21 protein-coding genes, 1 tRNA gene and 4 pseudogenes are annotated in these 25,321 nt (G+C 37.1%); 3 read left to right on the top strand and 23 right to left on the bottom strand.

The annotated features are described in order from the left end of the window. Nucleotides 1-148: 148 nt before the first annotated feature. The 7 genes from spoVID to hemA form a co-directional block, all read right to left on the bottom strand. Nucleotides 149-1,174, bottom strand: coding sequence for a stage VI sporulation protein D (spoVID, locus tag ACX5JI_RS01045; RefSeq protein WP_459499262.1), 1,026 nt, complete (start codon nucleotides 1,172-1,174; stop codon nucleotides 149-151). A 190-nt stretch (nucleotides 1,175-1,364) separates the two neighbouring features. Then, a complete protein-coding gene (gene hemL / locus ACX5JI_RS01040) occupies nucleotides 1,365-2,654 on the bottom strand; it encodes a glutamate-1-semialdehyde 2,1-aminomutase (RefSeq protein ID WP_459499261.1) in 1,290 nt (429 codons plus the stop codon). Further along, complete coding sequence (gene hemB / locus ACX5JI_RS01035) at nucleotides 2,654-3,643, bottom strand: porphobilinogen synthase (RefSeq protein ID WP_459499260.1); 990 nt, start codon at nucleotides 3,641-3,643, stop codon at nucleotides 2,654-2,656. Before hemB ends, hemL begins: the two co-directional genes overlap by 1 nt. Nucleotides 3,644-3,868: 225 nt before the next feature. Then, nucleotides 3,869-4,627 (bottom strand): uroporphyrinogen-III synthase, encoded by a 759-nt coding sequence (gene hemD / locus ACX5JI_RS01030; protein WP_459499259.1) that lies wholly within the window; start codon nucleotides 4,625-4,627, stop codon nucleotides 3,869-3,871. Between the two features lie 2 nt (nucleotides 4,628-4,629). Continuing rightward, nucleotides 4,630-5,559: a hydroxymethylbilane synthase gene (gene hemC, locus ACX5JI_RS01025; RefSeq protein ID WP_459499258.1), complete on the bottom strand. Its 930-nt coding sequence runs from the start codon at nucleotides 5,557-5,559 to the stop codon at nucleotides 4,630-4,632. 15 nt (nucleotides 5,560-5,574) lie between these two features. Next, on the bottom strand, nucleotides 5,575-6,408 hold the full coding sequence (locus ACX5JI_RS01020) for a cytochrome c biogenesis protein (protein WP_459499257.1): 834 nt from the start codon (nucleotides 6,406-6,408) through the stop codon (nucleotides 5,575-5,577). A 17-nt stretch (nucleotides 6,409-6,425) separates the two neighbouring features. After that, complete coding sequence (gene hemA / locus ACX5JI_RS01015; protein WP_459499256.1) at nucleotides 6,426-7,763, bottom strand: glutamyl-tRNA reductase; 1,338 nt, start codon at nucleotides 7,761-7,763, stop codon at nucleotides 6,426-6,428. A gap of 594 nt (nucleotides 7,764-8,357) precedes the next feature. Here hemA and ACX5JI_RS01010 point away from each other — a divergent pair. Both ACX5JI_RS01010 and ACX5JI_RS01005 read left to right on the top strand, forming a co-directional pair. Beyond that, a complete protein-coding gene (locus ACX5JI_RS01010) occupies nucleotides 8,358-8,810 on the top strand; it encodes a MarR family winged helix-turn-helix transcriptional regulator (protein WP_459499255.1) in 453 nt (150 codons plus the stop codon). A gap of 2 nt (nucleotides 8,811-8,812) precedes the next feature. Next, nucleotides 8,813-9,229 (top strand): organic hydroperoxide resistance protein, encoded by a 417-nt coding sequence (locus ACX5JI_RS01005; RefSeq protein WP_459499254.1) that lies wholly within the window; start codon nucleotides 8,813-8,815, stop codon nucleotides 9,227-9,229. 97 nt (nucleotides 9,230-9,326) lie between these two features. Here ACX5JI_RS01005 and ysxC read toward each other — a convergent pair whose 3' ends face one another. The 10 genes and pseudogenes from ysxC to ACX5JI_RS00955 all read right to left on the bottom strand — a co-directional run. After that, nucleotides 9,327-9,923 carry a ribosome biogenesis GTP-binding protein YsxC gene (gene ysxC, locus ACX5JI_RS01000; protein WP_459499253.1) on the bottom strand — a complete coding sequence of 199 codons (597 nt, stop codon included), beginning with the start codon at nucleotides 9,921-9,923 and terminating at the stop codon, nucleotides 9,327-9,329. After that, the gene (lon, locus tag ACX5JI_RS00995) at nucleotides 9,923-12,250 is read right to left on the bottom strand and encodes an endopeptidase La (RefSeq protein WP_459499252.1); all 2,328 of its coding nucleotides are present in this window, start codon (nucleotides 12,248-12,250) and stop codon (nucleotides 9,923-9,925) included. The genes ysxC and lon overlap by 1 nt, the downstream gene beginning before the upstream one ends. A gap of 213 nt (nucleotides 12,251-12,463) precedes the next feature. Continuing rightward, a complete protein-coding gene (gene lonB, locus ACX5JI_RS00990; protein ID WP_459499251.1) occupies nucleotides 12,464-14,134 on the bottom strand; it encodes an ATP-dependent protease LonB in 1,671 nt (556 codons plus the stop codon). 106 nt (nucleotides 14,135-14,240) lie between these two features. Continuing rightward, a complete protein-coding gene (gene clpX, locus ACX5JI_RS00985; RefSeq protein ID WP_459499250.1) occupies nucleotides 14,241-15,500 on the bottom strand; it encodes an ATP-dependent protease ATP-binding subunit ClpX in 1,260 nt (419 codons plus the stop codon). Between the two features lie 264 nt (nucleotides 15,501-15,764). Further along, nucleotides 15,765-17,048 carry a trigger factor gene (tig, locus tag ACX5JI_RS00980; RefSeq protein ID WP_459499249.1) on the bottom strand — a complete coding sequence of 428 codons (1,284 nt, stop codon included), beginning with the start codon at nucleotides 17,046-17,048 and terminating at the stop codon, nucleotides 15,765-15,767. 331 nt (nucleotides 17,049-17,379) lie between these two features. Next, nucleotides 17,380-18,378, bottom strand: a complete 999-nt coding sequence (locus ACX5JI_RS00975; protein ID WP_459499248.1) for a hypothetical protein — start codon at nucleotides 18,376-18,378, stop codon at nucleotides 17,380-17,382. A gap of 197 nt (nucleotides 18,379-18,575) precedes the next feature. Next, a complete protein-coding gene (locus tag ACX5JI_RS00970) occupies nucleotides 18,576-18,824 on the bottom strand; it encodes a hypothetical protein (protein WP_459500248.1) in 249 nt (82 codons plus the stop codon). 280 nt (nucleotides 18,825-19,104) lie between these two features. After that, a pseudogene (locus tag ACX5JI_RS00965) lies at nucleotides 19,105-19,398 on the bottom strand (group I intron-associated PD-(D/E)XK endonuclease); the annotation flags it as partial. Nucleotides 19,399-19,446: 48 nt separating this feature from the next. After that, nucleotides 19,447-20,667, bottom strand: a pseudogene (locus ACX5JI_RS00960) (IS200/IS605 family accessory protein TnpB-related protein). A 197-nt stretch (nucleotides 20,668-20,864) separates the two neighbouring features. Continuing rightward, nucleotides 20,865-20,933, bottom strand: a pseudogene (locus ACX5JI_RS00955) (group I intron-associated PD-(D/E)XK endonuclease); the annotation flags it as partial. A gap of 149 nt (nucleotides 20,934-21,082) precedes the next feature. Between ACX5JI_RS00955 and ACX5JI_RS00950 the strand changes: the two are divergent. After that, nucleotides 21,083-21,697, top strand: a complete 615-nt coding sequence (locus ACX5JI_RS00950) for a PH domain-containing protein (protein WP_459499247.1) — start codon at nucleotides 21,083-21,085, stop codon at nucleotides 21,695-21,697. A 320-nt stretch (nucleotides 21,698-22,017) separates the two neighbouring features. Here ACX5JI_RS00950 and ACX5JI_RS00945 read toward each other — a convergent pair whose 3' ends face one another. The 6 genes and pseudogenes from ACX5JI_RS00945 to ACX5JI_RS00920 all read right to left on the bottom strand — a co-directional run bounded on the left by ACX5JI_RS00945 (nucleotide 22,018) and on the right by ACX5JI_RS00920 (nucleotide 25,320). Further along, nucleotides 22,018-22,164, bottom strand: a complete 147-nt coding sequence (locus ACX5JI_RS00945; RefSeq protein WP_459499246.1) for a hypothetical protein — start codon at nucleotides 22,162-22,164, stop codon at nucleotides 22,018-22,020. An 84-nt stretch (nucleotides 22,165-22,248) separates the two neighbouring features. Next, on the bottom strand, nucleotides 22,249-22,557 hold the full coding sequence (locus tag ACX5JI_RS00940; RefSeq protein ID WP_459499245.1) for a hypothetical protein: 309 nt from the start codon (nucleotides 22,555-22,557) through the stop codon (nucleotides 22,249-22,251). Between the two features lie 122 nt (nucleotides 22,558-22,679). Continuing rightward, the gene (locus ACX5JI_RS00935) at nucleotides 22,680-22,880 is read right to left on the bottom strand and encodes a cytoplasmic protein (protein WP_459499244.1); all 201 of its coding nucleotides are present in this window, start codon (nucleotides 22,878-22,880) and stop codon (nucleotides 22,680-22,682) included. A gap of 422 nt (nucleotides 22,881-23,302) precedes the next feature. Continuing rightward, nucleotides 23,303-24,166 (bottom strand): annotated as a pseudogene (locus ACX5JI_RS00930) (tyrosine-type recombinase/integrase); the annotation flags it as partial. Between the two features lie 472 nt (nucleotides 24,167-24,638). After that, nucleotides 24,639-24,712 (bottom strand) — tRNA-Gly (locus ACX5JI_RS00925). 101 nt (nucleotides 24,713-24,813) lie between these two features. Further along, a complete protein-coding gene (locus tag ACX5JI_RS00920; protein WP_459499243.1) occupies nucleotides 24,814-25,320 on the bottom strand; it encodes a metallophosphoesterase family protein in 507 nt (168 codons plus the stop codon). Between the last annotated feature and the right edge of the window lies 1 nt (nucleotide 25,321).

Below are 25,321 nucleotides of genomic sequence, written 5' to 3'. Positions count from 1 at the left end.
TATTAGTCTTCACGAATCGGGCTTTTACGGGCAGCCCGACTCTCACCTAACTTCTTTGCTGTCGCTGAATTTTGAAGTGGGAGTCTTACTACCTGCAAATAGCAAAACTAAAATGACAAAAAAGAGATAAGTGGAGAAAATTCTCCACTCACTTTGTCTTTGCTTTTGACACCGGTATATATATAATTTGTCCTGCAGTTAAATATACGTCTTCTGTTTGATTCACACGATGTATATGCTGGATAGACGTTTCATATCGCTCCGCAACCGATTCAATTGTATCCCCTTCTTGCACAAAATACATCCGTAATTTCGTAAACTCTTCTTCCGGCTCTTTCGTAAATAATTTTGTTAAGTATAATGCATTTTCATCTCGCTGTGAGTACGTTGTTTCCTCTTGCTCTTCCGGTACTTTCTCTGTTTGCTGTTTCTTAAAATCCTTTCGACCGAATAATTCAAATTGTGGTGTCGTTTCTTTTTCTTCTCGTTCTTCTTCATACTCTTCTAACAGATGTTCCTTCTCTTCTTCCTCTTCTTCCTCTTCTACCTCTCGTTCTTTACGTTCTTCTAATTGAAACGGTTCAAATGCATAATCTTCCCATCCGTCTGATTCTGTATGAGCTGTGACTTCTTCTTCCACTGGTAAAGCATATTCATCCACTACTGTGTTTTCTGGATCTCCTTCAATTTCTTCTTCGTATACTTCATTTTGTAATCTCTCATTCTCACATAAACCAGAGATTGATACGTCTGCTAATAATTGCAAGCAGCCGTTTTCCTTTAATTCATAATCAAATTCCTCAATAGAAACATACAATTCTTCAACTTGTTTCACTCGATTTCGCGGAATCGAAATTTCTAACGGAAAAGAGTGTACAAGTTCGTTTACACCATCTTCTCTCGTTTCTACATAATCAATGGATTTCGCTGGAGATAACTCTCTTAGTGAAAACGTGGAATCATCTTTCCTTGCAACATATTCTCCCGTTAAATCCAATTGCCCTCTCACAATCACCTCGTATTCAAGTTCTTCTATCTCAACGTCTGGATCTAACGAAATTGACAAAAGTTCTTCGACTTCCTGTCCTTTTTGGAACCAAACTGATTCTTTTAATGAAAAACGTAATGAATGATCTGTTGCCACTTCTTTTCCCCCTCCCAAACTGTATGTCATTACAGATTTATGTGCATGGGAGTCATTTTATGAGTAAAAAATCGAACTACACATATGAGCTTCCTACTCAAGTCTTTCATATCAGCATTTTTTCATATGTTGAACATTCGACATCACCTATCGGTACTTCGACGATAGGTGACACAACAAAAAAAGGTTGTCAGAACTCTCCTGACAACCTTTTTTTACTTTATGCCTTTAATTTTGACATTGCCATTTCTGCCGCTGCAATTGTTGCTTCAATATCAGTATCACTGTGTGCTGTTGATAAGAAAAGGCCTTCAAATTGCGAAGGTGGTAAAAATACCCCTTGCTCTACCATTTCACGATAATAAGCTGCGAAAAACTCTAAATTTGAAGTTTTCGCTGCATCATAATTAATAACTGATTCATTCGTAAAGAATATACCTATCATAGAACCCGCCCGGTTAATATGGTGCGGGATACCGTGTTTTTCAGCCGCTTTACGCAGCCCATTTTCTAACATTTCAGCTTTACGCTCAAACTCTTCGTAACACTCTGGCGTTAATTGGACTAATGTTTCATAACCCGCCGTCATCGCTAAAGGATTACCTGATAATGTACCCGCCTGATAGATTGGTCCGCTTGGTGCAACTTGGCGCATAATTTCCGCTTTACCACCGTATGCTCCTACTGGTAGCCCTCCGCCGATTACTTTCCCTAAACAAGTTATGTCAGGTGTTACACCGTAATACCCTTGCCCGCAGTTATAAGCAACGCGGAACCCTGTCATTACTTCATCAAAGATAAGCAAGGCACCATTTTTCTCTGTCACTTCGCGAAGCCCTTCTAAAAATCCTGGCTGAGGTGGTACAACCCCCATATTTCCAGCTACTGGTTCGACGATCACACATGCGATGTCATCACCAAATTGTTCGAAAGCATATTTTACGCTCTCTAAATCGTTATACGCTACTGTAATTGTATTTTTCGCTACACCTTCTGGGACACCAGGGCTATCTGGTAAACCGAGCGTTGCAACACCAGATCCAGCTTTAATTAATAATGAGTCACCATGTCCATGGTAGCAGCCTTCAAATTTCAAAATTTTATTACGACCAGTATAACCGCGTGCTAAACGAAGGGCACTCATCGTTGCCTCTGTACCGGAGTTTACCATACGTACAATCTCAATTGATGGCACACGCTCAATTACAAGCTGCGCTAATTTATTTTCAATTTCTGTTGGCGCACCAAAGCTTGTTCCTTTTTCAGCAACAGCCTTTAATGATTCTACCACACGGTCATTTGCATGCCCATGAATCAGTGGTCCCCATGATAATACATAATCGATATATTCATTCCCATCAATATCATAAACTTTAGAACCTTTTCCGCGTTCCATGAAAAGCGGGTTCATACCGACAGATTTAAAAGCGCGAACAGGGCTGTTTACGCCACCAGGCATTAAATCTTGTGCTTTTTCAAATGCTTCAATCGACTTATCAAACTTTTTCATTATTGTGCGCCTCCTTCTTGTAACCATCGTGCTGCATCTTTCGCATGATACGTAATAATTAAATCTGCTCCTGCACGTTTCATGCTTAATAGTTTCTCAAGTACAATATCTTTTTCATTAATCCAACCATTTTGCGCTGCTGCCTTAATCATCGAATATTCTCCACTCACGTTATATGCAACAATTGGTAAGTTAAAACTATTTTTCACATCACGAATAATATCTAAATAAGAAAGGGCTGGTTTTACAATTAAGAAATCTGCTCCTTCCATTACATCTGATTCCGCTTCACGGAATGCTTCTATACGGTTTGCTGGATCCATTTGATATGTTTTACGATCACCGAATTGTGGTGCACCATGCGCTGCATCGCGGAATGGACCGTAAAAGGCAGATGAGTATTTCACAGCGTATGACATAACCGGTACGTGTGCAAAACCATTTTCGTCTAACGCATGACGAATACCCGTTACAAATCCATCCATCATGTTAGATGGGGCAATAATATCCGCACCAGCTTTCGCTTGGCTCACTGCTGTTTTAGCAAGAATTTCTAACGATTCATCATTTAAAATAATTCCGTCCTCAATAACGCCGCAATGTCCATGGCTTGTATATTGACATAAACATGTATCTGCAACGACTACTAATTCAGGGAACTGTTCTTTAATTTGTTTAATTGCGCGTTGGACAATGCCATGCTCACAAAATGCGGAAGATCCGACTTCATCTTTTTCAGCAGGTAGGCCAAATACAATAACAGAACGAATACCTAAATCTACTACTTCTTGCATCTCAGCTTGCAATAAATCTAAAGAGATTTGATATACATTTGGCATAGAAGGAACTTCGTTACGCACATTCTCTCCTTCTAATACAAAAATAGGGTAAATAAAATCTTCTGTATGTAAATATGTTTCACGTACAAGTGCACGCATACTTCCGCTTTGTCTTAAACGACGATGACGATTAAACTGTAAAGAATTCATAGATTTCTATCTCCCATTCTTTTATTTAAATTATGCATTTTGATTATATATAAATTCATTTTGATTTTTCGACACATACCCCACTGCTATGAAGAACAAAAAGTGAATTACACTCATTTTCTCTCTTTGTTTTAACTTGGCATGAGGCAGGAAGAGGGGCTGACCGCTTCTATGCATGGCCGGATGCTCTCTCCCACCTAAAAAGAATGGTTTTATGCTATTTTTTCAATTTGTATTTATATATATTAAAATGCATTGTATTAATGCTTCTACTGTATATTCTTTTGGAACGATTACATCAGCAAAATAACGTCTTGCCTCTTGCGCTGTTATCGGTCCTATACAAGCAATTGTACATTTTTTTATCCATTCTCTCCAGTTTGTTCCCTCAAGTAATTTCACAAAACTTGTAACGGTAGAAGGACTTGTAAATGTAACAACATCTATCTTACCTAGTTTTAAATTCGTAATGAGCTCTTGCTGCTTCTCATCATTTGTGTTCGTTTCGTACACAACCAACTCTTCTAAAAACACACCAAGCTCATGAAGTGCATTTGGAATAATATCTCTAGCTAAATTCCCTTTTGGAAATAAAATCCGTTCCGTCCCGGTTAATTTTGCTACAAATTCTTTAGCGAAAGTTTCTGCCACAAAATCCGTTGGAATAAAATGAACCTCATAACCTCGTTTTTCTAATTCTTGCCCTGTTTTCACCCCTACTGCAGCAATGCGAACAGTAGAGGGAATCCCTTTACATAAACCATCTAAAAAAAATGCTACACCATTTTTACTCGTAAAAATAACCCAGTCATATGTGTCCAGCTGCTGAGATACATTTTGAAGTACCCGCTGAGATACACCTTCTATATGCAAAAGCGGAATTTCCAGTGGAATTCCGCCCTCTTTTTTCACCGCTGCACTCATTTGTTTTGCTTGATGCTGGGCACGCGTAATCAGTACCGTTTTACCAGCAAGAGCTGTCATAATTAGTGTTGCTCCTTATTTGCCGCAAAAATGAGCTCTTTTGCTCCTTGCTGAATTAAACGATTTGCTGCCTCTAAACCGACTTGCTTTGGATCTAAACCCGTAACACGTTCTTTTAACAAGACTGAACCATCCATAGAACCAACAAGCGCTGTTAATTCAATTTCATTATTCTCCCCGAGTGTTGCATATCCAGCAATCGGAACTTGGCAACCCCCTTCAAGTTTATGAAGAAATACTCGTTCAGCTGCCACTGTTCGCTCTGTTACAGCATCATTGATATGTGATAATAATTGTAATAAATCATTATCGTCCCCGCGGCATTCAATCGCTAGAGCTCCTTGTCCTACAGCTGGTACACATAACGTTTCATCTAAATGCTCTGTAATCACATCATTATCCCAGCCCATTCTTTGTAATCCAGCTGTTGCTAAAATAATTGCATCATAGTTTTCTTCTTTTAATTTACGTAATCTCGTATCAATATTCCCGCGAATCCACTTCACTTGTAAATCCGGTCTAGCAGCTAACAGCTGGGCACTTCTTCTTAAACTACTCGTCCCAATAACCGCACCTTCTGCTAACCCTTCAAATGATTCCCCATTTTTTGAGATAAACGCATCACGTGGATCAACACGCTTTGGTATACATCCTATTGTTAATCCATCCGGAAGTACAGCTGGCATATCTTTCATACTATGTACAGCCATATCAATTTCTTTCGTCAGCAGTGCATGTTCGATTTCTTTTACAAACAAACCTTTCCCGCCTACTTTCGAAAGTGTTACATCTAAAATGACATCACCTTTTGTAACAATTTCCTTCACTTCAAATTCATACGGTAAACCAAGCGCTTTCAACTGATCAATAAACCAATTTGTTTGCGTTAATGCTAACTTACTTTTTCTTGAACCTACAATAATTTTGCGCATAATTTTCTCTCCCCATTATAAATACCAAAAGTGGAAATTGGATAAACTGCTTAATAGAAAAATATTGATTAACATAACGAGAAAAGCTCCAATGTTCCAATTTACAATCTTCTTACCTCGCAATATATCTGACCCTCGTAAATATAAACCTATGCAATATACAAATAAAACAACAAAAGACCCGATTACTTTCGTGTCATACCAATGGAAATTATCTAGTTTCGTATATCCCCATATACATCCAAGCAAAATTGCTAATAGGAAAAACGGAACAGAAAATAAATTTAATCCATATGACATCGCCTCAAGTTTTGGTAAATTCCCTAGTCGTCTTAATCTCGCATTCCATTTTTTCTGTTTTAACAATCGATATTGCAGCAAATACATAATGGAAAAAATAAACGATACTGTAAACGCTGCATAAGAAATAATCGCCATTCCTACATGCACATATACAAGTTCTGAAACTAATTGATGTGCAAGTACCGGCGACATTTTTCCAAGCGGAGTGAAAATAGAAAAAGCACTTACGCCAAAAGCAATAACATTTGTAAAAAAGACTAAAAAGTCAATGCGCATAAATCGATTGATTACGAGTGACATTGTAATTAATAGCCACACATAAAAATAAATTCCTGACAATAATGTTAAAATCGGATTCGTTTCTGATTCTGTAGCCCGAAGTAACATAAAAATAGACTGTAATACCCATACAATCGCAAGTAACCAAAAAGCAATTCGATTCGCCTTTCGGTTACTTTGGAAATAATCTATAAAATATAAACTAATGCTACAAGCATATAAAATAATTGCGATATGATAAATAATACTATTATTTAAAAAGCCCATCCGATCATCCTTTCAGGTTATAAAGATGGAACGGATGTTGTCCACACTCGTTTTTGTTCCGGTTCTTCTATATGTTCCACATTCTCTTCGTGCATCTCTAAATCAAAAATCTTTGCAAATAAAGCTAATTTTTCTGCAGCACCTTCTTCAGTAGCCAATTCCTTTGCTACTAAAATTGGATCTTTCAACATTTGATTAATAATACTCTTTGTATGCTTACTAATTACTTTTCTTTCACGATCACTAAGTGTCGGAATTTTTCGTTCAAGACTTTGCATCGTCTCACCTTGAATTGCTAGCGCCTTGTCGCGAAGAGCTGATATTAACGGAACAACTCCAAGCGTATTTAACCATGATTTAAATAGAATGATTTCTTCTTCAATCATAAGTTGAATTTTTTCCGCCTCTTTTAAACGCTCAGCACGATTCGCTTCTACTACACCTTGCAAATCATCAATATCGTACAAGAAAGAACCTTCTAGCTCATCGATTGCTGGATCAATATCACGCGGCACTGCAATATCCACCATAAATAGCGGACGACCTGAGCGCATACGCTCCACTCGTGTCATCATTTCTTTTGTAATTACATAGTCAGATGCTCCTGTTGAACTAATTAAAATATCCGCTTCTAACAGGGCACATTGCAATTCACTTAACGGTTTTGCATGCCCCATATATTTCTCAGCCATGATTTCCGCTTTCGTAAATGTACGGTTCATTACTGTTACTTTACGTGCCCCACTTCCATATAAATTTTGCAGAGCAAGTTCCCCCATTTTCCCAGCACCAAGAATTAAAACGTGACAATCTGCTAAATCACCAAAAATTTTCTTTCCAAGTTCAACAGCAGCATAACTAACAGACATTGCACTTTCCCCAATTGTTGTTTCTGAGTGGGCACGCTTTGCTAACGTAATCACTTGTTTAAACAATTCATTAAAAATTGTGCCTGTCGTTTTCACTTCTTGCGCCTCTAAGAAGCTATTTCGAATTTGTCCTAAGATTTGTGTTTCTCCAACTACCATAGAATCTAATCCGCACGTTACACGGAATAGATGTTCAATCGCACCATCTTGCTCAAAAATAGACAAGTATGGTGAAACTTCTTCTATCTCAAGCTGAAACCAATCAGCTAAAAATTTCTTAATGTAATATCGTCCCGTGTGTAATTGATCGACGACAGCATAGATTTCTGTGCGGTTACACGTTGATACAATGACATTCTCTAACACGCTCTTTTGCTTTTGTAATGTTGTCATTGCCCTCTCTAACTCTGCTGCCTGAAATGTGAGTTTCTCACGAAATTCTACAGGGGCTGTTCGATAATTTACACCAACAACAAGAATATGCACGCAGCATGTCCCCCTTCAACCGTTTTATCACCTTATTTACTATCATAATACAACTTTCCTCTTATGAATCTGACAATCGTGTGAACATCAAAAAATTTTTTTCAAATTCTCACAAATAGTAGAAAATATGGTACCCGTCTAACTATATAAATACAAATTTAAAAGCGATATACCCCCTACTCTTTAAGCCATGCATAGAAGCGTTTAAATCCTCTTCCTGCTCCGTGCCAAGTCAAAATAAGTAGCAGTCACCTTTTGTCCTTCATATCAGTAACTTATATGTCGGAAAATCAAAATGCATATACACTTCACTTTATAATCATTATAAAATAATAACTCTATTTGTACGTTACCAAAAAAAATTGTCAGAATCAAGTGATGGAAACTATTCCATAAGAATTGGAAAGCTATCTTTATTTATCTTCTTTCATCATACAGAAAAATATGTATGATTGTTCCAAAATGTAACAACTTCTTTCACCTGAAACATCACACTAATTTTCCCCAGTGAAATACATTTGACATCTCATCTTTTTTTCGATATATTGGTTTTACAAAATTAAATTGTGCGCAATTTAAAAAGGAGGAATGCTCATGAAGGAGAATCCTTTACATCTCGATAATCAACTTTGCTTCTCTATTTATGCCTGTTCGAAAGAGATAACACGCTTTTATCGGCCTTATTTAGAAGAAATGGGCATTACGTATCCGCAGTACATTACATTATTAGTACTTTGGGAACAAGATGGAGTAACTGTAAAAGAAATTGGTGAACGTCTATTTTTAGATTCTGGCACATTAACCCCTATGTTAAAACGCATGGAAACATTAGCTTTCATTAAACGTGTTCGTTCTAAAGAAGATGAACGTAAAGTGTACATTGAACTAACAGAAAAAGGACACACTTTAAAAGAAAAAGCATGCTCATTGCCAAAAACTATGGCTACCAATTTAGGAATTACAGAACAAGAATATCGATCATTATTAATTCAATTAAATAAATTAATTGAAACCATGAAAACAATCAATGATAGAAAAGGGGAATAAACATGGAAAAATTATATACAGCAACTGTAACTGCAACAGGTGGAAGAAATGGGAAAGTGGTTTCAGAAGACGGCATCCTAAATCTTGATGTAAAGATGCCCAAAGCATTAGGCGGTATGGGCGGCGTGGCAACGAACCCAGAACAATTATTTGCAGCTGGTTACGCAGCATGCTTTGATAGCGCTCTGCAGCTAGTTATTCGTACAAAACGGATAAAAGTAGACAGTACAGAAGTCACAGCTCACGTTTCCATTGGGAAAGATACGGATGGTGGTTTTGGCTTATCTGCTGTACTTGATGTACGCGTTTCGGGTGTTTCTCATGATGAAGCACAAGAGCTTGTTGAAGCTGCACATGGTGTATGTCCCTATTCAAAAGCGACTAGAGGAAATATTGAAGTTACATTACACGTACTGTAGGAAGATATTCGAAAAACCTGGTAAAGATAGCTGCCATATTTCTTTATCATTCTTTTTGAACTTATACTGTAAGAAACAAAAAACGCGCGACGAATCGTCACGCGTTTTTTGTTTTTGTAAATTTATGAATGGCTTTCCACGCTTCTTCTTTTCCAAGACCTGTTTCTGATGAAAATAGAACAACTTCATCACCTTGTTCAATATCAAGCGTTTCTTTCACAACTTTCAAATGCTTTTGCCATTTTCCTTTTGGAATTTTATCGGCTTTCGTTGCGATAATAATCGTTGGGATTTCATAATGCTTAAGGAAGTCATACATCATCACATCGTCTTTTGTTGGCGAATGACGTAAGTCCACTACTAATACAGCTGCATCCAACTGCTCGCGCGTTGTAAAGTATGTTTCAATCATTCTTCCCCATGCCGCTCGCTCTGTTTTGGATACTTTCGCATATCCATAACCAGGCACATCGACAAAGTGCATCATTTCATTGATTAAGAAAAAATTCAATGTTTGCGTTTTTCCTGGTTTAGAAGAAATACGCACTAACTTTTTACGATTTAAAATTTTATTAATAAAGGAAGACTTCCCAACATTAGAACGACCTGCTAATGCAATTTCTGGTAAGTCACCATCTGGATATTGTTCTGGTTTAACAGCACTAATGACAATATCTGCTTTTGTTACTTTCATTATTTCACTCCTACTAATGCGTGCTCCAATACTTCGTCTAAATGAGACACAGGCACAAACGTAAGGTTTTCTTTTACGCTTTCTGGAATATCATCTAAATCTTTTTCATTTTCTGCCGGCAAAATAATTTTCTTTAATCCCGCGCGGTGAGCACTTAATGTTTTTTCTTTCAAACCACCGATTGGTAATACACGGCCACGCAGCGTAATTTCACCTGTCATTCCTACTTCCTTACTTACAGGTACACCTGTTAATGCGGAAATAAGTGCCGTTGCTATCGTAATACCAGCTGATGGACCATCTTTTGGAACTGCTCCTTCTGGAACATGGATATGAATATCATTCTTCTCATGGAAATCTGAATCGATATGAAGCTCTTCTGCACGAGAACGAATATAACTAAACGCAGCTTGTGCGGATTCTTTCATAACATCCCCAAGTTTCCCTGTTAAAATTAATTTTCCTTTTCCTGGTGACACAGATACTTCAATTGCAAGCGTATCACCACCAGCAGCTGTGTACGCTAAACCAGTTGCCATTCCAACTTGATCTTTCGTTTCAGCTTGCCCGTAACGGAATATCTGTTTACCGAGTAAGTCAGTAATATTTTTTTCCGTTACAATAATACGTTTACGCTCTTCTGTAACAATGATTTTTGCTGCTTTACGACAAATCTTTGCAATTTGTCGTTCTAACGTACGAACACCAGCTTCGCGCGTATAGTAGCGAATCATTTCAAGCAGCGCCTCATCACGAATTTGTAAATTTCCTTTTCGCAAGCCATGTTCTGTTAATTGCTTCGGTACTAAATGCTCCCGGGCAATATGTACTTTTTCAATCTCTGTATAACCCGCGATTGAAATAATCTCCATCCGATCAAGAAGCGGACCTGGAATGCTTGCAAGTGTGTTTGCAGTTGCAACAAACATTACTTTTGATAAATCATAAGGCTCTTCAATATAATGATCGCTAAAGTTATGGTTTTGTTCTGGGTCTAGTACTTCAAGTAACGCCGCAGATGGATCGCCGCGAAAATCATTGGACATCTTATCAATCTCATCTAATAAAAAGACTGGATTGATTGTTTTCGCTTTTTTCATCCCTTGAATAATACGCCCCGGCATTGCTCCTACATATGTACGACGGTGACCACGAATTTCAGATTCGTCACGTACACCACCAAGTGAAACGCGGACAAAATTACGATTTAGCGATGTTGCAATCGAACGCGCTAAAGATGTTTTTCCGACACCTGGAGGTCCTACTAAACAAAGAATTGGTCCCTTTAGAGAGTTGGTTAACTTTTGAACAGCTAAATACTCTAGCACACGCTCTTTCACTTTCTCAAGACCGTAATGATCTCTATTTAAAATGGTTTCAGAATGTACTAAGTTAATCATATCTTCTGTTGCTTCTGTCCACGGAAGCGCTAATAACCAATCCAGGTAATTACGAATCACACCGCTCTCTGCCGAACTTACTGGCAACTTTTCATAGCGATCTAATTCTTTCAAGGCAGCCTTCTTCGTTTCTTCCGGCATTCCTGCCTCTTCGATTTTTCCACGAAGTTCTTCCACTTCGCCGCCTTTACCTTCTTTATCACCAAGTTCTATTTGGATCGCCTTCATTTGTTCGCGCAAGAAATATTCTTTTTGCGTGCGTTCCATCGAACGTTTCACTTTTTGTCCAATTTTCTTTTCTAAACTAAGTAGTTCCTGTTCATCTTGAATAATGGAAATAAGTGTATGCAATCTTTCTTTTGCTGATCTAATCTCTAAAATTTCTTGCTTTTGTTTTGTCTTAATCGGTAAATGAGAAGAAATCAAATCAGCTAGACGACCAGGTTCCTCCACATCTGCTACTGTTGCAAAGGTTTCACTCGATACCTTTTTCGAAACTTTAATGTATTGCTCAAAGTGTTCAAGTAACGTGCGCATTAACGCCTTTTCTTCTAAATCGCCTTCTTCTTCCTCTGTTACTGTTTGAATAGAAACTTGTATTGCATGTTCTTCTTCCATAAATTCTACAATTTCTGCTCTATGTAAACCTTCTACAAGGACACGAAGCGTACCGTTTGGCAGTTTTAGCATCTGCTTTACTTTCGCTACTGTACCCACACTATATATGTCATCTTCTTTCGGATCATCGATATTCATTTCTTTTTGCATTGCTAAAAAGATGATATTTTCATCCATTGCTGCCTGCTCTAGTGCTTGTATCGATTTATCACGTCCTACATCAAGATGCAGAACCATCGTTGGATATACGAGAACGCCTCTTAATGGTAGGAGGGGCACAATTCTTTCGTTCGTATTCATACTAGACATAGCACCTCCATAATAAATTAAACTCCTGTTCAACTATTTTATATTACAATACACCTTGATGCAATTGCAGAGACTCTTTACAATTGCAAATTTCCTATTTTTTCTTCCCACAAAAGAAAAAAGGGACCTCGCTTAAGCATACAAACTTAAACGAAGTCTGGCAAATATTATATATTCTATGAAGCATTTCCCTAAGAAGAATCACCGTTTCAATTACATCGATTGCACATCATCTACATCTAACTTACGATGCACATCAGTTTCACGATGCAAATTTTCCCTAACGAATGTTAACGCAAAAACTTCTTTTAGCTTTCGAACAGGAATAATCTCAATACCCTTTATCGTATATAAAAATGGCTGCATGTTTTCAGCAGGAATAATAACTTTTTTCGCTCCTGCCTTCTTCGCTGCTTTCACTTTTGCATATACGCCGCCTACTGGTTTGACTTCTCCATGAATGCTTATTTCCCCGGTCATCGCTATTTCATTATTCACATACACTCGGTGAAGGGCTGAATATACCCCTGTTGCCATTGCAATTCCCGCTGACGGCCCATCAATGGGAATACCACCTGGAAAATTAATATGTATATCATATCCTTCTGGCAACAAGTCTAGAGAGCGAAGTACGGTTAATACATTATCCACTGATCCTTTCGCCATACTTTTACGGCGAATCGATTTTGTTTGACTACCTATACTTTCTTCTTCTACAATTCCTGTAACATTTACCGTACCTTTATCCCTAGCTGGAATTGCCGTTACTTCAATTTCTAATAACGCCCCTGTATTTGGTCCATATACAGCAAGACCATTTACAAGTCCAATTTTCGGAATTGGGTAAATATGTTTTTCATACTTCGGAATAAGTTGACTAGAATGAACAACCCATTCAATATCCTCATCTTTAATAAAGGAGCGCCCCTCATTAATTGCCATTCCTGCTGAAATTTGCACAAGATTAATGGCTTCTCGTCCATTTTTTGCATACAACCCGATTATTTCAATCCCTTGTTCACCAATTTCCATCTTCACTTTTTCAGCGGCATTCTTTGCTACTTTTTGAATTTCTTCCGTATCAAGTTCACGAAAGAAAACTTCTAAACAACGAGAACGAATGGCCGGGGGAATTTCATCAGGAGAACGAGTTGTTGCTCCAACTAAACGAAAATCTGCTGGTAAGCCTTTTTGAAAAATATCATGTATGTATGTCGGAATCATTGAATTTTCTTCACTGTAATATGCACTTTCCAAAAATACCTTACGATCTTCTAATACTTTTAACATTTTATTCATCTGGATTGGATGCAATTCACCAATTTCATCAATAAATAAAATGCCACCATGTGCATCTGTCACTGCACCTTTTTTCGGCTGAGGAATTCCCGCCTGCCCCATCGCACCTGCCCCTTGATAAATAGGATCGTGCACCGATCCTATTAACGGATCGGCAATGCCACGCTCATCAAAGCGAGCTGTTGTTGCATCTAGTTCAATAAATGTTGCATTCATTCGAAATGGAGATTTTTGATTTTTCTTCGCTTCTTCTAACACAAGACGTGCTGCTGCGGTTTTTCCGACTCCAGGAGGCCCATATATAATGACATGCTGTGGATTCGGTCCACAAAGCGCCGCCTTTAATGATCTAATTCCGTCTTCTTGCCCAACAATATCTAAAAAAGAGGTAGGTCTTACCTTTTCAGCAAGCGGTTCTGTCAACGAAATCTCACGCATTTTACGAAGTTGCTCTAACTCTTTTCTCGATTCTCGATCAATTGAAACTTTTTGTGTTCGTTGATTTCGAAGCAAATGCCAAAAATACAATCCGACAATTACACCAAAAACAAGTTGAACAAGTAAAAATATGTTTGTCCAGCTCATAATTCATTTCCTCCCGCTATGTTTTACCATCTAGTATTTCCTGGGAAGAAAAGCGCTAAACATAATAAGAAACAGCAATTATAAAAATTGCTGTTTCTCACTTACACTATGCAGATGTTTTTGTATTCAGTACAGTACCGTCTTGTAACACCAATTTTGGCGGTGCATTATCCGCTACTGTTTCTTTTGAAAGGATACACTTCTCGATATCTTTACGAGATGGAAGCTCGAACATTACATCTAGCATTAAGCCTTCAATAATAGAGCGAAGTCCACGAGCACCTGTTTTACGTTCAATTGCTTTTTTCGCAATTTCAATCAATGCTCCTTCTTCAAATTCCAACTCAACATCGTCAAGCTCCAATAATTTTTGGAACTGTTTTACAAGCGCATTTTTCGGTTTTGTTAAAATATCAACAAGAGCACCTTCATCAAGTGGCTCTAGGTTTGCAATAACTGGAAGGCGACCGATAAACTCTGGGATTAAACCAAATCGTAAAAGGTCTTCTGGTAATACGTGAGATAAAACATGCTTTTCATTTACATCAGCATTTTTCTTCTCTGAACCAAATCCAATTACCTTTTCACCAAGGCGACGTTTAATAATTGGCTCAATGCCATCAAACGCACCACCACAAATGAATAAGATGTTCGTTGTATCAATTTGAATAAACTCTTGATGTGGATGTTTACGACCACCTTGAGGCGGAACGCTTGCTACAGTACCTTCTAAAATTTTCAGAAGTGCCTGCTGTACACCCTCACCAGATACATCACGTGTAATCGATGGATTTTCTGACTTACGCGCCACTTTATCAATCTCATCAATATAAATGATTCCTTTTTCCGCTTTCTCTACATCATAATCAGCTGCTTGGATAAGTTTTAATAAAATGTTTTCTACATCTTCACCTACATATCCAGCTTCTGTTAAAGATGTTGCATCCGCGATTGCAAATGGAACATTTAAAATACGTGCTAATGTTTGAGCTAGTAATGTTTTACCACTACCTGTCGGCCCAATCATTGCGATATTACTTTTCGCCAATTCTACATCATCAATTTTGCTGTTAGAATTAATGCGTTTGTAATGATTATATACCGCTACCGCTAATGCTTTCTTCGCATTATCTTGTCCGATGACATACTCATCTAAGATTTCACGAATCTCTACCGGTTTCGGTACATCTTTGAATTCTACTTCCTCATCTTTTGCAAGCTCCTCTTGTACAATCTCTGTACAAAGCTCAATACATTCATCACAAATGTAAACACCTGGACCTGCCACAAGCTTTCGGACTTGCGTTTGTGTTTTACCACAGAAAGAACATTTCAATTGTCCTTTTTCATCATTAAATTTAAACATATTTTCACACCCCTTACAAAGTGCTAACCTCTTGCCTACGTATGTACACGATAAATGTATCGTATGTAAATACATATTATGTCACTACGTGGCTAGAAATACAAATAATATGACTAGTTATGTACAAATAAAAAGTTTTTAAAACTTTATGAAATATGTATATTCGACTTTTAAAGGATCATTTCCTTCTTCATCGAAAAGTTTTATAAATATATTTATATTTATAAAACAAGGCACGATCAAAAATCGCGCCTTGTTATTCTATTATGCAGCTTTGCTGTTGTCTACTAAGAAGTCTACAGCTTTACGAACTTTAAGGTCTTCAGCTAAAGCATCAGCACTTCCAAGAGCTTGTGTGATAGCGTCAACTGGCATGTTGTACATTGCAGCCATTTTTTCAACTTCTGCAGTTACTTCTTCTTCAGTAACTTCGATTTTTTCAGCTTCAATGATTGCTTCAAGAACAAGGTTGATTCTTACACGTTTTTGTGCATCTTCTTTCATTTGCTCTTTTAACTTGTCAGCATCAGTGCCTGTGAATTGGTAGTAAAGCTCAAGGTTCATACCTTGTTGGCTTAAACGTTGTTCAAATTCACGAACCATACGATCTAACTCAGTTTCGATCATAGCTTCTGGAATGTCGATTTCAGCGTTAGCAGCAGCTTGTTCTACTACTTCGTCACGAACTTTGTGCTCAGCTTCATGCTTTTTGCCTTCTTCTAAGTTTGTGCGAAGTTTTGCTTTTAATTCATCAAGAGTTGCAACTTCTTCGTCTGCATCTTTAGCGAACTCGTCATTTAAAGCAGGAAGTTCTTTTGCTTTAATTTCATGAATTGTTACTTTAAATGTTGCTGGTTTACCAGCAAGCTCTTCTGCATGGTACTCTTCTGGGAATGATACTTCAACATCTTTAGAGTCACCAGATTTCAGACCAATTACTTGCTCTTCAAAACCTGGAATGAATGTACCAGAACCGATTGCTAGAGAGTAGTTTTCGCCTTTTCCGCCTTCAAATGCTTCGCCATCAACGAAACCTTCGAAGTCGATTACAGCTGTATCACCGTTTTCAACAGTTCCTTCTTCTTTAACAACTAGTTCAGCTTGACGCTCTTGTAAAGATTTTAATTCGTTCTCTACATCTTCGTCAGTTACAGTTGTTTCAACTTTTTCTACTGCTAGTCCTTTATATTCACCTAATTTAACTTCAGGTTTTACAGTAACTTTTGCAGTGAAGATTAAGTTTTCATTTTTCTCGAACTTCTCGATGTCGATTTCAGGATGAGCAACTGGGAAGATACCAGTTTCATCGATTGCTTCACCGTATGCTTTTGGTAAGATGATATCTAAAGCATCTTGGTATAAAGACTCAACACCAAAGCGTTGTTCGAATAACGGACGAGGCATTTTTCCTTTACGGAAACCAGGTACGTTAATTGTTTTTACTACTTTTTTGAACGCAGCGTCAAGAGAGTTGTTTACTTCTTTAGCATCAACTTCGATTGTTAAAACGCCAACGTTACCTTCTAATTTTTCCCATTTTACAGCCATTTATTCTTTCCCTCCAACTATAATAATGTATGCACATACCTCTACAGATCGAGTTTTCTATCATTTCTTTTTTAGAAACAATAGCAAGCATGGAAGCCAATTTTAGGCTGTCTACTCCTCTAGCAATTAGCCAGAAGACACACTGTTCCCCATCTATGATTTGTCAATAAGACAAACACGGTATATTTTGTTCGAGAATAATATGAAACATATTAAGTAAGAGAATTACACTTCTCTTCTCTTACAACCAGGCAGAACTCTGCCTTTTGCAACCCTTACATTATAACATAGAATATTCTCGTTTCAATAACTGAACGATTCTTTTTCATAATTATACGGGTAAATGTCCTTCTCTCTCGACGCGTAAAAACCATTGATACGCAATATGAAACTCTTCAACAGTAATATGATACGCTGCCATAAGTTCCTCTTCATCGATGATCAATCCGAAGCGTTTTCTCCCGATTCTCTCCAAAACCGCTGCCCATGTTTCATGCTTATCCATTGGTAATGAAAACGGGAAAATACTAGTTTGCATTTCTCTCCAATACGTAATAATCGCCTCAAATATATCTGGATGATCATTTTCTAATCGATTCGATAATATATGTATAACTTTCTTCGAATACTCATCATTATGACCTAAACACGCTGGGATAACCATTATTTTTTCGCCAAATTTCTCTACTTCTATTTCTTCTTCCATACGCTTTTCTACCATTTTGTATAAAATGGAGGTTTTTAAATACGGATGTCGCGTACTATCAATAAGAAATTTTTGTAAAGACGGCAAAGCTTCTTCAAGGTCCTTCATTGAAAGAGCATTTATGACCTGTAATTGCTGCCCAAAACTTTCCACAAATAAATCCTCAGAAAATCTTTCTAAGTCAAAATCTGATTCTATCGGTGTTGTTTCTTCACCATTTAGCATACTCTCAGCAAATTGGGCAAGCTGAGCTAACTTTTCTCTTTGCTCTACAGTCAATTCTTTCTTCTGAAACACCTCTTCAACAGTTTCAATTACACCTACATAATCATTTGTTTGAACTAAAATTGCCACGTATGTTTCAAGAATATCCCCAAACAACACTGTCCCTGTTTCCAGTAACTTCTCACATCGTTCTTTTGATTCTTCCACTCGTTTTAATTCTAATAAACAAATAACTGAAGCTAATTCTGTTTGTTCTGTTTCTCCATTATACTGGCGTAATATTTCAAAACAGCGCAATGCATCCTCGAATTTCCGCTCCTGCAGTGCTATAAACCCTTGATCAATATAACGAGCTGACAACTGCGGAAACAATACGACCGTATTTTCTTTTTTATCCATACGTCCGCCTCTTTTTTTAGATTTTAAATATCTTCAAAGTAAATATAACAAATGGCTGTTCAGAAAACAACATGCCAATTACATTTATTTGAAATATAGAAATATTTAATTTTTATAATAAAAATAAAAAAATCACACCAGAAATTCCTCTTTATACACATAAAGATCCTCAGCACATAACACAGAGGATCTTCTCATCAATAGAAGGCTTTTATAATTGTAGGATATACGAAAAGAGTAATCATTTGGAGTACCATAATTGTAACAACAATCATGCTAAAAAAGAAGATTGGCTTACTTTGTTTCATCAAAAACATAATAATAAGCATAATGCAGACAAATAAACACATAAAAAATAAACTTGTAGTAGAGCTTAATATTCCGCTAGGGACAAATAACAATAGTATAACACTACAGACACCTATCATTCCGAATAGCCATTCCATCCATCTACCCATTCCCTCTCATCACACTTCTTTTTATGCTACTAAATGTTTTACAACATCAATTACATCTGTTAATTTCTCATATGCAACAAACCCAAAAGCTACTGTTAAAGCTGTTACAATTAATCCTTTCATGGTTTCTTCCTCCTCGTTTTATCTTCGTTACCTCCATTATAAAGAACTGGCTATTTGTTACCATCGAACTTTCTTACACTTACCTTACAGAATTGTAAGATTTCAAAAATAAAATAAAACCACCTAACAAAATTGAAAGTGGTTTTTACGGAATTTCTCTATAGTTGTCTACAAAATTAACATTTTTTTCTTGCTGATTCTTCGGAGGGGCTATTCGTAAGCTAACAGATTCACTAAATGATTTCGGATCAAAGTAATAGCATAAATCCGTTTGAGGACAATATACACAATAAACATCTATCTCTTCTTTGTCTACACTCTTTATAGCTACCCCACTTGCAGTTGAATAATTAGAGTGGAACCTGATTTCAAGTATCCCTTTCTCATTCACTTCTCGATATTTAACTTGTATCCTCTTAAACACACCACCCTTATGAATACTCCCCCACTTAGCAAAGCTTGAAGTGGGGGTTTCTGACGTTTCGACCTAACGGACGATTAACGTCAGTGGAGTTAACACACTAGCGAGCTGGTTCACGCCTAACCCCTCTATCCCGTTTTCCCATGCATTCGGGACTACTTTTCGTAAAATATTCGCCGCTGCATTTACGTCTGCGTTGAGTTCGATGCCTTTTGCAGAACGATACATACCACGTTTTATTCGTCTTCCTGAAAAAGTTGCATGTTGGTCATCTGTTCCATACGTTGGAATGAAGTCATGATCTAGAAAACTTGCTTTTGACGTGTACGATTCCTCGGTTACAATAACTTGAATACCTACTGCATGTGCTTTGTATGTAATCATTTGAATCAATACACGATGCGAGATATGGCAAAATGTTTGGTTATTTTTCTTTCCCATATCAGTTTCTTGTTTCCAACTTTTGTTTTGACCAATAACGATTTGGCAAACTCTCTCTTCTTGAGCTAGTTTTACAATATGATGACTCGCTTTATGAAAGATGTCTTTTATTTTCAGGTAACGCTTTTGATGAAGTTTTTCTATTCTTTTTGAGGTAAAAGGTCCTTCCCGTGTTTGTTTACCTTGCCTGAGAACACTTGTAAAATTTCCCAATATGTAATTGCAATTTTGTCTTTGGAAACTTTAAAAACGTATCATTTTTAATGACACAATCTTGGTTTGTATATAGGATTTCCTTTTCAGAAGAACGAATATACTTTGGAATGCTAGGTTTTTTAGTGTATTTGTGGGGATTCTTTTTATAATCTTTTAAACTAGCAAAAAAAGACTTCCAATTTTGGAATACGTTTTTCATGATGGATTGACTAGATTGTATAGGCAAAGCACGATAATCATTCTGAATCATCGCTTTAAATAATGCATCCAGAAAATTGTAATCTGCATACGGTTTTTCTGTAGTTGGTTCTAAAAACAATTTACATTTCACTTCTTTTTGTTTTTCTTTTGGTTTTGTTTTCTCTTTTTCCACATTCTTTTGATAGGCAAGAATTTGTGTCTCATTCATCTTCCCTATGTTTGTAGCAATTGTATCTAAAACTTCTTTTTGTAAAGGTTGCAACTCCTTATTTTGTGTCAAACCTGTATACACTTGTCGTATATAAAATTTGTCGTGTTGTACATATTCTTCGCATTTTGACAAGATTCTTGAAAATAAGAATACATACGATGTCCTTTTTTAATCCAAATTTGAAAAGTTTTATAATTTGTTTGCTTTTCCGTTGTCATTTTTTCACCTCCTTGTTAAGGATATTACGCCAAAACAAGAACGTATGTTTCCATTGTTTTATTTGAACATAAAATATTTTTTCGATTCACCTCACCACCTTCACATATATTTAGAGGTGGGAGTCCTCTCGAAAGATATGATAGATTACAAGATCAAACGGCGAGTGCTCTGTATGCGGAATTAAAATCATATATCACTTTTCATACAAATCCACTTGAGCTTTTAAAACACCTAAATCACCTTTTGTTTTTGTATGATGATACATATGATTCAACACCTTTAACGTTATTTTCTAAACTAAATTCGGTAACTCGTTCACAATTCCTCCTTCAAATTTTTTAATTTAACTTATAAACTGCCCGTAAACATGATAATATAATTTCATACAATTCAGAAAAAAAGGGGATGATACATATGTTCAAAAAGGTAGCTGCTGATGTTCTAGGACTAAGCGACGTAGGCTCTGTAATCACACCGAAGGATTACGATAAAGTCGATGCTGATGATTATGTAATGCATGAAGACGGAGAAAAAATCTATTTTTTAATTAAATCAAAATCAGATGAGTATTGCTTTACAAACAAAGGGTTAATTCACTTAGATGGCACGAGTGCAGCAAGCAAAAAACGCACGTTACGCCGCTTTAGTTACAGCAAATATCAAATTAGAAATGTGGCGTTAGAAACAGCTGGTACAATTGATTTGGATGTTGAGGTCAAATTTCATATGGGAGATGAATATTACTCCATTGACGTTCATAAAAAGCATATTGAGGAATTAAAAGACTTGTATAAAGCTCTTCTCAAAATCGAGGAAATTTCATACGAAAATGATATTACATTACAGTACGCTCATAAAAGTTTAGATATGGCTTCTCACACATTTAGCCGGATTACAAATGCACAAGTGAATTTAGCAGAGCAATTTAAAGAAATGAACCAAATTGCGTTTCAGTGGCTTGTTGATACGAAGAAGCAATATAATGTAAAAGATTATGGATTTGTGTTTGAAAAGTTCATTAACAACTAACTTTCGAGAAAATAAAAAACCTTGTTATCAAAAGATAACAAGGTTTTTGTAGCGTCCCAGGAGAGATTCGAACTCCCGACCCGTCAATTACCTACGATATATAAACGATTCTTTCATCGCCTGCTGAACGTTCATTTGTGCGGTCAACTGACCGTTTTTGTTAATTAATATTATACGCTATAGAGCCGTTCTACGTCAACGTCGAAAGCCCCTTTGTTCTATCGATTCCCTATCGACAACTCTGACGCATTTAGATGATCTGTATCCACGGAATAAAAATAATTGCCTTAAAATGCAAATCCCGGCGTACTTTTCCCCAATTATCGCGCCTTATACTTCTCAAAAAACTCATAAAGCGCAATTTCAACAATCTCATCTCGGTTTAACCGATGCTTATCTTCAAATCCATCTAATTTCACGCATATCTTCTTGTCGAGATTAACGGTTCTACTCGCTTTCTCCCTCACTCCACTTTCTCCAATATGCGTATACAACGAATGAATTAGATTTGTCTTATTCTGTGCTAAATCTTTTTCTTTCCGTTGAGCGATCTAATTAACCACGGTTTTAGTCGCATCCCATTCGTTAATTACCTTGCGTAGTACATTGACTTCATTTTTCGTAAGAGCATTATCTGTAACTGACTCTTGCCTATTCTCATTATCCTCCATAAACTCCTGAATGTCCGAATCCAATGACGGTTCTCCTACCCCCACGAAATTCCAACCTGACTTGCGATTATATTTGTAGCCAGCTACTTTTAGAACTTTCGATAACTTCTTTTGACTTATCCCGACTTTTTTTGCTACTATTGCTACCCTATCATTTTCTAATTCTTTTAATATGGATTCTAAATTCATCTTTATGCCTCTTTCATTTTAGTCTCCCTTCCTATTATAAAGTTTCGCAAATTGCGAAATAAACATAAATGCATAATTTCATATAAAAAAGAAAGGCGAAGTAATCTCCGCCCATTTCTGCACTATTTTATATATTTTGATCGCAGGCTAAATATATCTTCGCCTTCGCGAATACCTGCCGACCCCTTCCTCACATTTTTTATGACAGTCCAATTCGGGTTAGTTTCATCACCGATATTCTGTACTGTAAAGTTGCCGTCGCCATACTTTCGGTGACCCTCTGCCAATTTCTCTGTTAAAGCATTCTCTTTTGCTCTCGCCATCTTTGCGCCATCTCCCTTTTTATACAACCTTCTTAAACTGTCTAACCAATCACAGGTCCAGTCAATTGGAGATTCTTGTTTTCCGCTTCGATTAATTGTAACACACTATCGGAGATAAGTTCCGATAACGTTTACGCATAAAAAAAGCGACTAGAGCCGAAGCCCTAGCCGATCATTTTCGATTATTTCGTTTTAGCTAACGCCTTAACGACTTCTTCTTCCTTGACCGTTTCGTCGCCTAAGATATATAGAGTGCCGTCATTTTCGGTATCGCGCCTTTTGCATATAGTCTATAAAACGAAAGAAAGGTGGGATATTTCCTCGCCAACCTATCACAACATACGTTAACCCCGTGATAATATCGACCATACTGCGCTCTTACTATACAATTTTTATATATAATTATCGAACACAAAAAAGAAGGCGAACCCTCTACGTATGGCGTGCGGATTAATATTTTTAAGCCCGTATTCCTTCGCATGTTTAGTCATTCGTTTTGATATAATATTATTCGTCGGACTAGTTAAAACACTTCCGCCGCTCTTCGTAATAAAGAGATAATCATTATTCGCTTGGTACTCTCTGCGAATAATTTCGTTTTGTTTCATAAGAACGTCTAGCAATCGTGCGAGAGCGTCGTCAAACGGCAGATATATCGATTCATGATTCTTAATAATACCGCCATCAACACTTAATACTTTCACTTCTAAATCGACGTGTTTATGTTCGAGTTGCGCCAATGTGCCGACACGTATTCCCGTCTGATACATAAGTAGGATAGCGGTAGCATCTCGTAAATCTAAGAATCGCGTTAAGTCGAGTACCGATAACAAGATATTAATTTCACGATCTGTCGCACCCTCTTTAACAGGCGTATCCACTTTGATCTTCACGTTACGCCAAAAATTAATATCAATCCATCCATTATCGTGGCAGCGTCCTAAAAACGCCTTTAGACACTTCAAACGAGTTAATTTTGTTTGATTACTAACGTTCATAGACGATAACCACTCGTAAATATGATTAACGTTTAATTCTTCTAAGTATTGCATATCTGTTATCTTCATAAAGTGATTAACATGTAAATAGTAGTCATTTATCGTACGCTCACGTAAGCCTGTCGCTTTCATTTGACGCACAACTATATCGAGCGCTTTATCGATTGTTAAATTGAACGTATAACGATTTTCTGCGGTCTCTTTCTTTCGCTGATCGCTTTTCAATCTATCGCTAAAAATATTCGATAAGTCTTCGTTAATCGTTAAAGAATCACGTCTTTTGGACATAAAAAAATAAGCCCCCTAACTCGTTAGCGACCGCACATTGTACGATTCAACTGACGAATTAGAGAGCTTATATATCGCGGATCTTGACGTCACCGCAAAGGTTTTTGTAGCGTCCCAGGAGAGATTCGAACTCCCGACCGACGGCTTAGCTTACCACCATAGCTTTCGCTACCAGTATTTACTGTTTGTAGTCTGGACTATATCTTCACCATTTCAGGTGCGACACGTGTAGTCTCTACGGAACCTCACGATGATTTTTATCATACTTCAGAGCTCTTACCATTAAGTTTTCACCTAATCATTCAAAGCTCCTTAATCTTCTTAGGAAGATCGTAAGTTTCCTCGGTATTACCATCAGCCGTACTGTTAAGGCTTCACCGATATAGTGTCGTCCACTTTATAGGTTCTTGTTTCCCTATAAAGGCTCCTATTCTTGAAGGCCGTTGCTCTATCCTGCTGAGCTACTGGGACATGGAGCGGGTGAAGAGAATCGAACTCTCGACCAGAGCTTGGAAGGCTCTTGTTTTACCACTAAACTACACCCGCATATTTCGTTTTTATTTTTGTTTGATGTCTTATCGACAAGGTTTATTATATGTGCATTACGAGATGAAGTCAACACTTTTTTTCAAAGAGGATAAATTTTCTTATCCTCTTTGAAAAGTTTTACGTACGACAACTTTTCCCTCTAATGTTTCAAAGCAAATTTCGATTTCTTTTTCACTAATTTCTAACAAAGTAAATGTTTTTTCTTTACGGGAACGCGGCAACACGATGCTGCCAGGATTGATAAATAAAATGCCATCAATGATTTCTGCACCCAACATATGAGAATGTCCAAAACATACGATATTTGTTTGTACTTCTTTCGCACGATAGAGCAGTTTTTGCAAACTCATTTTAATATTGTATAGATGTCCATGCGTAACGAAAAAACGTATACCTTTTACATCTGTAATCGTTTCTTCTTCAAAATCATTATAAAAATCACAATTCCCTTTCACTACTCGAAACCCTTGTAAGTCTGGATGACCTGGTGTTAACTCTGAATCACCGCAATGAATCATAACATCTACATTTCCCTCATATGTCTCTTTTAATTGCTGTAATTCTTTCGTAGAACCGTGACTATCGCTTACAATTAAGGCCCTCATC

This window comes from Bacillus sp. C1, from assembly GCF_054570475.1.
The sequence above is the reverse complement of the archived record's forward strand: the minus strand, read 5'-3'. Positions and strand labels throughout refer to the sequence as shown.